The organism is Schaalia cardiffensis F0333, assembly GCF_005886435.1.
GTDB lineage: Bacteria > Actinomycetota > Actinomycetes > Actinomycetales > Actinomycetaceae > Pauljensenia > Pauljensenia cardiffensis.
This window is the reverse complement of record NZ_CP040505.1, coordinates 1,928,381-1,941,575: the sequence shown is the minus strand read 5'-3', so window position 1 is coordinate 1,941,575 and position 13,195 is coordinate 1,928,381. Positions and strand designations below refer to the sequence as shown.

Genomic DNA, 13,195 nt, shown 5'->3' with positions numbered 1-13,195 from the left:
TGGTCTGCTCCTCCCAGAGGCCTTGATCCTTTATCCGCTTTTGTAGTCTTGTCGCCATGACGACCCCTGAACTTCGTTCCGCGCCGAAGACGCGTTCCACGCCGAAGACTGAGCCAGCGCTTCTAGTGCGGGCGCGCGCTGATTTCGAGGCCGCTTCGTGGACCCTCGACACACTGGATGTTCTCCTGTCGGATCGAGCCCGTAGCGCGCTCGCACGCGATCAGCGGATTCCAGCGCTCGTGGAACTCGAAGGGCGCAGTGATGCTGCGTCAATTCTCACCAGACTCTTCGTCCTCGGCGATGAAGTGAACGCGGAGGAGCTCGAGGCCGCGCTGCCGACGCTCGGCATTGAAGGTGCGAAGGAACTCGCCCTCGTCGAGGAAGTGGGCGGGGATTTAGGGGCTGCGGGGTGTTTTATTGCCCTCGTGGATCTGCGTCCTCATGTCGTGATCGCGCCCGACGCCGGTACTGATGCTCACGCCGACAGCTACGTCGACTCTGATACTGATGCTCACGTCGATACTGATGCCGACGGCGACCTCGAAGGGGGAACTTGCGAGCTCAACTGGTGGATCGCCTCGGATCGCACGAGCATGCAAAGCGGGCGCGCACTGCCTGCGGATCATGTGCTCGGTGTGGGAGGCGCGTCGACAAGCCTGCTGGAAATGACGATCCGCGAGCCGATTGACTCTGCCCTCGACATGGGGTGCGGCTGCGGTATTCAGGCGATGCACCTGAAGACTCACGCTAACAGGGTTGTCGCAACGGATCTTTCGCCCAGAGCCTGCGAATACACGCGCTTCAACGCAGCCTTGAACAGGCTCGACATTGAGGTTCGTGAGGGCTCTCTTTTCGAACCTGTCGCGGGTGAGGCCTTCGACCTCGTCGTGACCAATCCGCCTTTCGTCATCACCCCGGAGCTCCTGCGCGGCGATGGGCTCTTCGAATACCGCGACGGCGGGATGCGTCGCGATGAGCTCGTGCGCAGGGTCGTGCGTGAAGGGCCCGAGTGCCTCAAGCGGGGTGGTGTCCTCCAGATGATCGGCAACTGGGAGATCCCCGAGGGCGTCGACCCCGATGCCGAGTGGTCGAAGCGCCTCGAATCCTGGTTCGAGGGCCTTCCCGTTGATGCTTGGGTCGTTCAGCGCGACGTTCTCGATACCGCGCAATACGTGGAGATGTGGCTGCAGGACGCGGACCCGAGTGACGAGGTCGGGGCATGGGACCCGAGTGAGCATTCTTCGAGCGAGCGGGACGCGAGTAGGCATTCTTCGAGCGAGGCCTGCTGGAGAAAGCGTCAAGTGAGCATTCTTCACCTGAGCGGGCGTTGTCGAAACGTGCCTTACGAGAGCATGCCTACCGGACATGGCTCGCCGATTTCGACGCTGCGGGCGTTGGTGGTGTCGGCATGGGCTTCATCGCGGTGCGCAAGCATGTGGGCGACGAGGCTGAAGGTGTCATCCGCTTCGACCTTGGGCTCGCGGGGGCTCGACCTCGAGGCGAGGACGTGCGCCGAACCCTTGATGCGCTGCGCCTGCCGGAGGATTTATCTGGGCTCAGGCTTGTGCGCGCCGATGATGTGACTGAGGAACGCCACTATGTTCCGGGTTCTGCCGACCCGATGATCCTCATCCTTCATCAGGGAGCGGGATTAGGGCGTTCGATTCAAGTGGGGACGGCAACCTCGGCGATCGTGGGCGCATCCGATGGGGAGCTCGAAGTCGGGCAGATCGCGGCTGCGGTGGCTTTGCTGACCGAGCGTGACGCGGCTGAGATCACCCAGGAGGTTGATGAGCCGCTGCGAGAGCTCCTCCGTGCGGGAATGCTGAAGATCGTGGAGCAATGACGGGCCTCGTGCTGGTCTGAACTCGCTCCTTGTGCAGCTAGTGGAGGGGATGGCGGAGTGTGGAGGGGTTATATCCCCTCCACTTGTCGTGAACCCCTCCTCTGAGCGCCAAACCCTCCACTGATTGAAGTCCTCTACCTGCGAAGGCGAGGGAAAAGGATGCATCACGGTCTCCTGCGTGCGGGGAGGGTGGGTATATGAGCTTCCATGCGACCGCCCGGGCATTCGTCGTCTCCTGCGTGCGGGAATGTTGAGCATCCTCGAGGAGCGATGTTTCAGTAGGTGTTTCAGTATGTTTCAGTAGTGCTCCGAGGCAGAGGAGCTCTTTCTCGGAGGCGACCTTGCCGAACTTGAGGTTTCAGTAGTGCGTCGGGGCAGGGGGCGCTGGGCATCTAGATGCGTGTGTTGTTGGCGGTGTTTGCCCGGAGTTGCTGGTTGTCCGGCTACGAGTGGAGGGGACGGCGGAGTGTGGAGGGGTTATATCCCCTCCACTTGTCGTGAACCCCTCCTCTGAACGCCAAACTCGCCAGGAGTCGACGCCTCTCACACGTGTGCGGGTGGGGATTGCGCGGGTCACACGTGTGCGGGCGGGGGTTGGCGAAACACCCCGCAACCCCTGAATCCGCGCCCACGTCACACGGGTGCGGGCAGGGATTGGCAGAATAGGCAGCGCAAATGCGAGCTGAGCTCGGTCATGACAGTGCCAACACACGGGGTGAGAGACAAGGAGAGCATCTGACCTCAACATGGGTCGACACCCCGCACGGATGTGGACGAAGCCGGAAACGAGGGCCCGGCGTTGTAAGGTCACCCTGCGGGTCAAAAACAGACTCGTGGAGGTAATACGCGGAAAGGGTGGAACATGGGGGCGTCGAAGCTGGTCATCGTGGAGTCTCCCGCGAAGGCAGCGACTATCGAGGGATACCTCGGTCCCGACTACCATGTCACCGCCTCAATCGGCCATATACGTGACCTCCCGCAGCCGAAGGACCTCCCGACAGAAATGAAGAAGGGCCCCTACGGGCGATTCGCCGTTGATGTCGAGCACGGTTTCACTCCCTATTACGCGGTGAACCCGGATAAGAAGAAGAAGGTCGCGGAGCTGAGGAAGGCCCTGAAGGAATCTGACGAGCTTTTCCTCGCAACTGATGAGGACCGCGAAGGAGAGGCGATCGCCTGGCATCTCCTCCAAGTCCTCAAACCGAAGGTCCCCGTCAAGCGAATGGTCTTTCACGAGATCACGAAGGAAGCGATCACTCGCGCCCTGGAAAACACTCGTGAGCTCGATACCGCTTTGGTTGATGCTCAAGAGACCCGCCGCGTCCTTGACCGCCTCTACGGCTATGAGGTTTCACCGCTCCTGTGGCGCAAGATCCGCCCCTCCTTGTCGGCTGGACGAGTCCAGTCGGTTGCCACACGCCTCGTGGTGGATCGCGAGCGCGACCGCATGGCGCATGTTTCCGCTTCATACTGTTCCATCTCTACTCGCATCGAGGCCGGGGCTGAATCCTTCGACGCGCGCGTCACCCACGTTGATGGTCGCGCCGTCGCCGGAGGTTCGGACTTCTCCGAGAAGGGGGTTTTGAAGGAGAAGGCAGAAAAGGCGGGGGTGCTCCACCTGGATGAGGCTTTTGCCGCTTCCATCGCCCAGGCTTTGGAGGCTTCGCCCTCGTCGATCATTGAATCGGTGACGCAAAAGCCCTATCGTCGTCGCCCGGCTGCGCCCTTCACGACCTCGACGCTCCAGCAGGAGGCTTCGCGCAAGCTGCATTGGAATGCGTCTTCGACAATGCGTACGGCCCAGTCCTTGTACGAGTCGGGATACATCACCTACATGCGAACCGATTCGACGGCCCTGTCTTCCCAGGCGATTCAGGCGGCGCGCGCTCAAGCGGCGGAGCTCTACGGTGCCGATTCAGTGCCGGAGAAGCCGCGCTTTTATGGGAATGTTTCAAAGGGTGCGCAGGAGGCGCATGAGGCGATCCGCCCGGCAGGTGATCATTTCCGCACCCCGGCGGAGGTTTCCTCGCTGCTCAGCAAGCAGCAGCTCGCACTCTACGACTTGATCTGGAAGCGCACGCTCGCTTCACAGATGACGGACGCGCTGGGCTTTACTGCGACGATCCGCGTGCTGACAGGGATTTCGGTCGAAGGCGAGCGTCACGATGTCATTTCTTCCGCTTCGGGCACGGTGATCACCCACCCGGGTTTCCGTCAGGCGTACCAGGAAGGCCGCGATAAAGGCCGATACGACCAGGAGAAGGACTCGGGCTCGGAGAAGGTTTTGCCGAATGTTTCCGAGGGCGAAGACGCTGATGTCGTCGAGGCGAAGCCCGAAGGGCACGAGACTCAGCCTCCTGGGCGCTACACGGAGGCGACTCTCGTGAAGACGATGGAGGAGCGCGGCATCGGCCGACCCTCCACCTATGCGGCGACGATCCAGACGATTGGAGACCGGGGTTATATCGTCCACCGCGGGCAGTACCTGGTGCCGACCTGGCTCGCCTTCTCTGTGACACGTCTTTTGGAGGAGAACCTCTCCAATCTGGTCGACTACGACTTCACCGCTTCAATGGAGACGGACCTCGACCGTATCGCCGCAGGTGAAGAGTCGGGTGAAGAGTTCCTGTCTCTCTTCTATCTCGGAGCCAATGGCGAGGGCGATGCAGACGGCTTGAAGTTCCAGGTCGAATCCCTTGGCGATGACATTGATGCGCGGGCCGTGAACTCGCAGGAGGTGGGCGAGGGCGTCGTCGTACGGGTCGGCCGATACGGGCCCTACCTGGAGAAGGCTGACGGCACACGCGCGAATCTTCCCGAGGATGTCGCGCCCGACGAGGTCGACGCGAAGAAGATCGAGGAGCTTTTCGCCCTCGCCGCTGATGATGGACGAGAGCTCGGCATCGATCCAGCAACGGGGCACACCCTCATCGCGAAAAACGGCCGATTTGGCCCCTACATTACGGAGATCCTCCCAGAAGAGGAGGAGCCCACGACGAATGGGAAGGGAAAGAAGAAAGCTGCAGCGCCTAAGCCGCGTACCGCATCGCTCTTCAAGTCGATGGACCTGAGGACGGTCACCTTGGAGCAGGCCCTTGAGCTCTTGTCCCTTCCTCGTGAGCTCGGTGTCGATCCGGCGAGCGGCGAGGTCATTACCGCGCAGAACGGTCGTTACGGCCCCTACCTGAAGAAGGGGTCGGACTCGCGTACCCTGTCGAGTGAAGAACAGCTCTTGTCGATCACTTTGGATGAGGCGCTGGCGATTTACGCGCAGCCGAAGACACGAGGGCGTGGCGCGGCCAAGCCTCCGCTTCGTGAGTTCGACGCGGATCCGGTGTCCGGTAAGAAGGTCGTGGTGAAGGACGGGCGTTTCGGCCCCTATGTCACTGATGGTGAAACCAATGTGACCGTGCCGCGTGCGGAGAGCGTTGAGGATCTGACGCAGGAGCGTGCTTTCGAGCTTCTGGCGGATAAGCGAACGAAGGGCCCGGCCCCGAAGAAAGCGACGAGGACGACGCGCAAGACTACGGCGAAGAAGACTGCGAGCAAGAAGACGAGTACGAAGAAGGCTTCTACGAAGTGACTCGCAGGGCTCGCCCACGCTCTGAGTTTCGAACTTTACCCGCGTCTTGAGGTGTGGGCGTGTTCGTGTCCTGGGGGACTCGCCCGTTCCCTGGGTTTCGAGGCTGGCTCGCGTCTTGAGGTGTGGGCGCTAGGTTCTAGTGGTGCTTGCAACGGAGTCTTTGTGTAGGGGGTTCGTTGTGGCTGATCTTGGTCGTGTTTTTTGTGGGGCTGGGCCAGCGCGCCGGAGGAGAGGTGAAAGATCAGGGGTTGTCTCCTCTCAAGGTGCAGACACGATCCCCCGGTGTTTCGCCCTCTTGAGGGGCGGGGCGGAAGTGGCGGCGCTTCGCTTTTGCGCGATGGAAGCGGCGCTCCATCTTCTTCTTTCGAGGGCTAGGACGAAGATGCCCCTGGGGCATGCGAGGATATGAGGCATGGAGCGAGGGACTGCGAACGAGGCTGCGATGGCAGAAGGCGTGTTCATCACCTTCGAAGGCGGTGATGGCTCAGGCAAGTCGACTCAGATCCAACGTGTTCGAGACTGGTTCGAATCACAGGGGCGACAGGTCAGCGTGACTCGTGAACCCGGTGGGACGGAGCTTGGCAAGGAAATCCGCAGGCTCGTCCAGAACGGACCGGAGGATGTCGATCCGCGATCAGAGGCTCTGCTGTATGCGGCTGATCGCGCCTATCACGTCGCGACGAGGATTCGTCCCGCCCTTGCACGTGGGGAAGTTGTTCTCGCGGATCGCTACATTGATTCCTCAGTCGCCTACCAGGGGGCCGCGCGCTCTCTGGGCGTCGATGAAATCCGTTCGCTCTCAGTGTGGGCAACCCAGGGGCTCAACCCTGAACTCACTTTCCTCCTCGATCTTCCTCCCGAGGTCGGGGCGCGTCGTCGGACGAACGCTCCTGACCGTCTTGAACGTGAGTCCATGGAGTTTCATGAGCGGGTCCGGCACGAGTACTTGCGCTTGGCTGATGCGGAGCCGGATCGGATCATCGTGATTGATGCCGTGGGCACGCCCGACGAGGTCTTCTCGGAGATTCGTGGTGTTTTGGAGGAACGCTATCCGCATAGTGCACCATCCGCGTTGACGGGTGAAACCCCTTGTATGGGTGAAGCCCCCTGCATGAGCGATGAAACGCCTTGTCCGACCGAGGTGGATGGGGCCGCTGCCCCAGATACTGCTGCTGCGTATGGCCCTGCTGCCAAGCTCGCATCGGGCTCTGACGCCGAACCTGAGTCGAGCGCTGCGCCCAAGCCCGGGCCTGTGGCCAAGCTTGAGTCGACTCCCACTGCCACGAGCGACCCCACCCCTGTGGCTAAGCCTGCGTCCTCGTCGAGCACGGACAGTGCAGCGCCCTCTCTCCTTTCTCTTCTGGGCAGCCAGGAAACCCTATGGGCCTGCGAAGAAGAGGACGTGCTCTTGTGAACCAGGCCCAACCGGTGTGGAAGAGCCTCATCGGTCAGGAAGTTGCCGTCGCGAAACTTAGCGACGCGGCGAGGAGCGCGAGGAGGATCCTCGCCGCGCAAGGAACGGGCGCTGAGCGCATTGACGCGGACCGTAGCGCCATGAGCCACGCCTGGCTCATCACGGGTCCACCCGGTTCGGGGCGCTCCAATGCTGCGAAAGCCTTCGCTGCCGCTTTGCAGTGCGTCGGCGAGGAACCCGGATGCGGAGTATGCCCGGGATGCCGGACGACCATGCTCGAAACGAACGGCGATGTGCACTTCGTGCGCACGCAAAAGACCATCATCTCCGTGGATTCCGCTCGGGGCCTCGTCAATCGAGCGCAGGCCTCACCCTCGCAGGGGCGCTGGCGAGTCATCCTCATCGAGGACGCCGACCGTCTCAATGAGCAAGCCGCGAACGCTCTGCTTAAAGCCATTGAAGAACCGCCTGAACGGACCGTGTGGCTGCTGTGCGCCCCAAGCTCAGAAGACATGATCCAAACGATTCGTTCGCGATGCCGACACTTGGTGTTGAGAATCCCCTCGGTTCACGCCGTCGCCAAACTCCTCATGCAGGAGGGCATTGCGGACGAGGCGACCGCCCTCGAAGCTGCACGCGCAGCCCAATCGCATATAGGGAGGGCTCGTGGACTGGCCAAGGACCCCGAGGCCCGTCGACATCGCCGAGACATCATCACCGCACCCGCGAAAGTACGTTCCGTCGGTGAGGCGGTGTTCGCCGCAGAGAATCTCTGGAAAACCGCGAAGGCTGATGCGGACGCTCGCACGAAAGAAACCGATGCGCGTGAGCGTGCTGAACTGTTGCGCGTGCTCGGCCTGGAAGAATCCGCTCAATCGACGCGCATCGCCAGGGCGCAGCTCCGCCAACTCGAAGAGGAGCAGAAACGACGCTCACGCCGCGCGCTCACCGATGAACTCGACCGGGCCCTCGTGGATCTGCTCTCGATCTACCGGGATGTCTTGATGGTCCAGTTGAACGCCGATCAGGAGCTCATCAACTCGGATCTGGCGGCTCTCGTGCACGAGCTTGCCCAAGAATCAACACCACGCCAGACAATGGCGCGAGTCTCCGCGATTGAGCAGGCGCGCCGCCGACTCCTCGGCAATGGTCAGGCGCAACTCGTCCTCGAAGCGATGACAGTGTCTCTGCGCCCGTGGGCCTGAAGGCGTGCACGAGATTCCGCCAGATTTTCGCCATGAGGGCGCCCTGTGCCCGCAGGCCTGAAGGAACGTAAGCGGACTGCTTTCTATCCTCAGCGCTTCAATCCACACCGGGAGTGAACCGGGCCTGCGGTTCTTCGTCTGAGTCCCCTAGTCTAGGGGCCATGAAGTACTCGAAACCCGCTCTCATCGCCTCTGTCATAGCGGTGGTCTTCGCTGTTTTTATGGCGACCACGATTCTTGTGGTGACCGTCTGGAGTGCGCAAAGCATCGTGAACGCTGGAGGAAGCAAGCCCGATCGCTCGTGGGCAGAGTCGGAGCACTACACAGAACCGGATCCGGTGACAGCGTCAAGTGCCGAGGATTTCTACGCCCAGAATATCCACTGGGGCAGTTGCAGGGCCGATCAAATCACAGATCGTGGCTCTGCTTCGAAGAGTTCTCTTTCCGAGTATCAGTGCGCGCGCTTGTATGCGCCCCTCGACTGGGAAGAGCCTGCGGGAGAACAGATCACCTTGAGCCTCGCGATCCACCGTTCAGGTAGCGAGGGAGCGCCCGCCCTCTTCTTCAACCTCGGGGGCCCCGGTGGTGCGTCTGTGAACTCTATTACGTATCAGGTTGAGGATAGCCTCGGCAAGGACCTCGTCCAAAAATACGACATTGTCGCCCTCGATCCTCGTGGTGTTGGCGAATCCACTCCACTGAAGTGTCTGAGCGATGCTGAGCTTGATACCTACAACGCGACCGGCTCCTTTTTTGGGGTGAACTCCAAGCGCGAGGAGGAGACCCCCCAGGAGATCGTTGAGTCGAGCACTCGTGAGCTGACTTTCCTTGCCGATCACTGTGAACATCGATCGGGTGACCTGTTCGCGCACATCGACACTGTTTCCGCTGCGAAAGACTTCGATATGGTCAGAGAGGTGCTCGACCAGCCGAACTTCAACTACCTCGGCTACTCCTATGGGACCTTCCTCGGTGCGACCTATGCGGAGCTTTTCCCCGCGAAGACGGGCCGGATGGTCCTTGATGGCGCGATTGATCCTTCGATGAGTGTCAATGAGGTGTCAGATCTGCAGATGCGCGGTTTTGAAGACTCCATCGGGCATTGGATGGACATCTGCCTGGCCTCGAAGTCCTGTCCCTTCACAGGGGATCGGAGTGCGGCACTCAAACAGCTAAAGGACTTTCTCCTCGGCCTTGATGAGGAGCCGCTTCCCACCTATGACCGAAAGCGTCCCCTCACCATGAATCTCGCGCTGGGAGCAGTGATCGGCACAATGTACTCGGAGGACACCTATCCGGTTCTCACTCAGGCTCTCTCTTCGGCCCTGAAAGATGATGATGGTTCGCAGCTGCTCTACATTGCGGACATTCTCAACGACCGAGAGGATGATGGCTCTTATTCTTCGAATGGTACGGAGGCTCTCATCGCGATCAACAACCTTGATTACGAGGCCGCAGGCACGATCGAGGAGTGGGAGCGGGACGCTGAGCTCCTGAAGAGGGAACTGCCTGTTTTCGGCACCTGGGCGGGATACGCCTCTGCAGGCCTCGACACTTGGCCCACGAGCCATGCACAGCGACAAGAGATCCACGCGAAGGGTTCCCAGCCCATCGTCGTGGTTGGTACAACGCATGATCCGGCAACCCCCTATGTGATGGCGCAAAGGCTTGCGAGTCAGCTCGACGCGGGCGTGCTTGTCACCTATGACGGCTGGGGGCATACCGCATATTCGAAGGACGCTGGTTCCTGCGTCGTCGGCGCGGTTGAGGGTTATCTGCTTGATGGTACTGTTCCGCAAAATGGGCTCAGCTGCTCCAAATAAGCTCTGAAAGATGCTCTGGTTCGCCCATCGCTAAGGATGTGGTGTGCGGGCTAGAGCATATTCTGGGCACTACAGCTCAGGCATGACGGCTGCTGCGGAGCTGCATCGGCTCGCGATCGTGGGCGTGCGTTGAGGTTTGGACTTGCGCCTGGGTTTGGGCTGGCGCTGGGGTTTGGGTTTGCGTTGAGATTTGGGCTCGAGATCATTGACTTGCGCCTGGGTTTCGGCTGGCGCTGGGTTTTGGGTCGGCGTCATCGGGCAGTTGCGAGAGCGGTGCAGGAGCGGCGTGGGAGAGGGGAGGCGCGCCAGGAGGGGGATCTCCTCATTCTTCGCACCCCGGAAGAAGATGGGTGTGAGGGGTCCCATCCCCTCAAGACTTCATGGCATTTGCCGATGTGCCTGCGCGCCCATTAGACTCGCAGCGTTGTCTGAACGCCCTGCGGGGAACGGCAGACGCGCCACCTTAGCTCAGTCGGCAGAGCGATTCACTCGTAATGAATAGGTCGTGGGTTCGATTCCCACAGGTGGCTCCATCAGGGTTCAGCCCCTCACCAGCAATAGCCCGGTGAGGGGCTGAACTTTTCGCGCAGGAGTGAAGACGCGGGCTGAGGCTCTACCGATGGGGGAATGGCAGTGTGCGGAGAAGAAGCTTTGGGACTTTCGCCCCTTCCTTTTTCGTGAGCTTCAGAGTTCCGTTTCGCCCTTTGGGTAGTGTTCCCGTTAACCTAACTTCATGACGAATCAACCCTCAGTGTCATCTCAAGTGTCTGCCGCCGAGACAACGGCAGCATCGACAAAGGAAGCTTCGGGGAAAGGCACCGACATTTCAGCCGATACTCCCGTACTGCTCCTGACGAATTTGGGAACCCCTAAGACACCGACGACAAAGGATGTCCGCCGCTACCTGCGCGAATTCCTATCCGATCAGCGCATCATCGAAATGCCACGCTTTGTGTGGAAACCGATCCTCGAAGGCATCATCTTGCGAGTGCGCCCGGCACAATCGGCTGAGAAGTACCGCTCGGTCTGGTTGGAGGAGGGTTCTCCTCTCCTGCATTACACGACCCAGCAGGCGAAGCTGCTCACAGACAGACTTGGCATCAGAGTTGTCCCTGCGATGCGATACGGTGAGCCCGCCCTTGGGGATGTTTTGGACGAGTTGATGGCTGCCGGACATCGCAGAATCGGCATTTTGTCGGCGTATCCGCAGTATTCGGCGACGACAATTGCCTCAGTGAACGATGCCGTCTGTGCTTGGATGCAGGAGAATCGCGATCACCCGCAGATCAGGTTCTCTCGTTCCTTCCCGAACGATCCGCACTACATTGAGGCTCTCGTCGGCGCGATTGAGGACTCCTGGAGCCAAAACGGCCGACCAGATTTTGAGGGGGGCGACCGCGTCCTGCTGTCCTACCATTCGATTCCCGTGTCAATGCATAAGGCGGGAGACCCCTACCATTCGGAGTGTCTGGCAACGACAGAGGCTGTGCGCGAAAGACTCGGCCTCAGCGCCCAGGAGTGCGTTGCGACCTTCCAATCTGTTTTTGGGCCTTCTGAGTGGTTGAAACCCGCGACAATCAACACCGTCGAGGATCTCGCTAAGGCGGGAACTGGACGCGTTGATGTGATCTGCCCCGGCTTCGTATCCGATTGTTTGGAAACACTCGAGGAGATTGACCAGCTCAATCGGGAGACTTTCCTGGAGGCCGGCGGCTCTGAGTTCCACTACGTCCCTTGGGGCAATGACGTCGATCGGGCGATTGATGCTCTCGAAGTGCAGGCGCGTGCTCTATTGTCCGGCTGGACCGAGTAGGAGATGTACGAGGACGAGGCGGCAAGGTGACAGGGGACGGAGACGCAAGGGTCACCGATTGACATTGCCATCAGTGGGGGTAAGGCGGCGAGCAGAGCCGAAGCCTTAAGGCCAGCCAGAGCTTCGAGTTCGGCTGCACCCCGAGTGGGGTCAAGGGCGCGAATCAGGCGCGGCCCTGTGCCGAGCATTCAGCTCGGGTGAAGCGCTGCGAGTCTTCTTCCTCTTCGTTTGTGGAGAGCCTCCCTTGTCCCCTTACTCGGCTTCAGTGTGCGTTCGTTCGGCCCAAGCGGTCGCTGCAACGGCTCCGCCGATGGCGAGAATCGTTGGAACGAGGATTTCGCTGCCTTGGTGGGTGAACTCCATGAGGAGGACCAATCCTGTCAAGGGGGCTTTCATTGAGGCTCCGAGGAATACCGCTGCGCCAATGAAAACGAAGGCGGCGATGCTCGTTCCCGGCCATATCTGGCTCCATAGGAGGCCGGTGACGGCTCCGAGTCCTGCACCGAGAGCGAGGCCGGGTGTGAGTGTTCCGCCCCATCCGCCCGCGCGGATCGTCACAAGGGTTGTCATGGTCTTCGCAAGGAGAACGAGGGTGGCGCTTGCCAAGCCGAATCCGCCGAGCCATGCGGCCTCGAACTGGGTTTGAGCGCTGGCCTGGCCGTTTCCGAGCACTGAGGGGATGAACATGGAGACTATGCCGACCCCAGTGAACGCGAGCGGCAAAGTCCACCACAGGCTGAGGTTTCATGGTTTGGCATCTTCGAAGATATGAACGTACCGCCTAAAAGCAACACCGAGCCAGCCCAGAATTGGGCCGAAGAGCAGCGCCCAGCAGCTGAGTGAGGCTGAGACGTGGAGTTCACTCACCGTGTAGAAGGGCTCGGGACGATTCCACCCAGTTGAAACAAGAACCGCGAGGGCGTTTGTTGCAAAAGCCGGGGCGACCGTCCTCGCGCGCATTGCGGCGAGGAGGATTTCCAGGGTGTACACCGCGCCAGACAAGGGAATTGAATAGACCGCTGCCAAACCTGCGCCGGCGCCGCAGGCGACAATGGTGCGACGATCCTCGGCATTGAGACCAAGGTGGTCGCAAACCCAGGCGGAAAGGGCTGCGCTCATTTCCCGTGGGGCAACCTCGCGCCCGATCGATGCTCCCATTGCAACGAGGACGATCTGGGTTGATGCGTGCCAAAGCGCTCGGAGGGGAGGCATGTGTTCTCCCGAGACGGCGGCAGAAACCGACACGAGCTGTCGAGATTTTCGGAACATGAGGGTCCACGAGGCCGCGCCCATAAGACCTGCGAGGCTCAGGATCGTTAAACGGTAGAGCGCAGGGGTGGCTTCGACGGCGTGAAGCAGGGTGTCCTCGTGGCGATCCCACACGATCATTTCGACTCCGTGGAGCAGCAGCGTGCAGGCGCGTCCGACGAGTCCCGCGATGAGGCCGGTCGCGATGATTGATGCGGCGAAGCGAAGAGCGGGGGAAACCTGGCGTGTGCTCACCCTTCTCA

At 60.7% G+C, this 13,195-nt stretch carries 6 protein-coding genes, 1 tRNA gene and 2 pseudogenes; 7 read left to right on the top strand and 2 right to left on the bottom strand.

All coding sequences use genetic code 11. The annotated features are described in order from the left end of the window. Positions 1-56: 56 nt before the first annotated feature. The 5 genes and pseudogenes from FFA61_RS08015 (at position 57) to FFA61_RS07990 (ending at position 9,871) form a co-directional block, all read left to right on the top strand. Positions 57-1,846: pseudogene (locus tag FFA61_RS08015) on the top strand (DUF7059 domain-containing protein). 862 nt (positions 1,847-2,708) lie between these two features. Continuing rightward, on the top strand, positions 2,709-5,429 hold the full coding sequence (gene topA, locus FFA61_RS08005) for a type I DNA topoisomerase (protein WP_005963182.1): 2,721 nt from the start codon (positions 2,709-2,711) through the stop codon (positions 5,427-5,429). A 412-nt stretch (positions 5,430-5,841) separates the two neighbouring features. Continuing rightward, positions 5,842-6,843: a dTMP kinase gene (tmk, locus tag FFA61_RS08000; protein WP_005963183.1), complete on the top strand. Its 1,002-nt coding sequence runs from the start codon at positions 5,842-5,844 to the stop codon at positions 6,841-6,843. Further along, positions 6,840-8,048: a DNA polymerase III subunit delta' gene (locus FFA61_RS07995; RefSeq protein ID WP_005963184.1), complete on the top strand. Its 1,209-nt coding sequence runs from the start codon at positions 6,840-6,842 to the stop codon at positions 8,046-8,048. Before tmk ends, FFA61_RS07995 begins: the two co-directional genes overlap by 4 nt. Before the next feature lie 161 nt (positions 8,049-8,209). After that, positions 8,210-9,871, top strand: a complete 1,662-nt coding sequence (locus tag FFA61_RS07990) for an alpha/beta hydrolase (protein ID WP_005963185.1) — start codon at positions 8,210-8,212, stop codon at positions 9,869-9,871. Between the two features lie 69 nt (positions 9,872-9,940). Here FFA61_RS07990 and FFA61_RS07985 read toward each other — a convergent pair whose 3' ends face one another. After that, on the bottom strand, positions 9,941-10,237 hold the full coding sequence (locus FFA61_RS07985) for a hypothetical protein (protein ID WP_005963187.1): 297 nt from the start codon (positions 10,235-10,237) through the stop codon (positions 9,941-9,943). A 91-nt stretch (positions 10,238-10,328) separates the two neighbouring features. Here FFA61_RS07985 and FFA61_RS07980 point away from each other — a divergent pair. Together FFA61_RS07980 and hemH are read left to right on the top strand one after the other, a co-directional pair. Continuing rightward, positions 10,329-10,404, top strand: a tRNA-Thr gene (locus tag FFA61_RS07980). A gap of 200 nt (positions 10,405-10,604) precedes the next feature. After that, positions 10,605-11,684 carry a ferrochelatase gene (gene hemH / locus FFA61_RS07975; protein ID WP_005963189.1) on the top strand — a complete coding sequence of 360 codons (1,080 nt, stop codon included), beginning with the start codon at positions 10,605-10,607 and terminating at the stop codon, positions 11,682-11,684. A 252-nt stretch (positions 11,685-11,936) separates the two neighbouring features. On the opposite strand, the pseudogene FFA61_RS07970 reads toward hemH, so the two are convergent. After that, positions 11,937-12,896 (bottom strand): annotated as a pseudogene (locus FFA61_RS07970) (chloride channel protein). Positions 12,897-13,195: the final 299 nt, after the last annotated feature.

Bases quoted from the DNA above. Each gene is read 5' to 3' on its own strand.
- tmk (WP_005963183.1), top strand. From the start codon at position 5,842: ATGGAGCGAGGGACTGCGAACGAGGCTGCGATGGCAGAAGGCGTGTTC.
- topA (WP_005963182.1), top strand. From the start codon at position 2,709: ATGGGGGCGTCGAAGCTGGTCATCGTGGAGTCTCCCGCGAAGGCAGCG.
- FFA61_RS07990 (WP_005963185.1), top strand. From the start codon at position 8,210: ATGAAGTACTCGAAACCCGCTCTCATCGCCTCTGTCATAGCGGTGGTC.
- hemH (WP_005963189.1), top strand. From the start codon at position 10,605: ATGACGAATCAACCCTCAGTGTCATCTCAAGTGTCTGCCGCCGAGACA.
- FFA61_RS07985 (WP_005963187.1), bottom strand. From the start codon at position 10,237: ATGGGACCCCTCACACCCATCTTCTTCCGGGGTGCGAAGAATGAGGAG.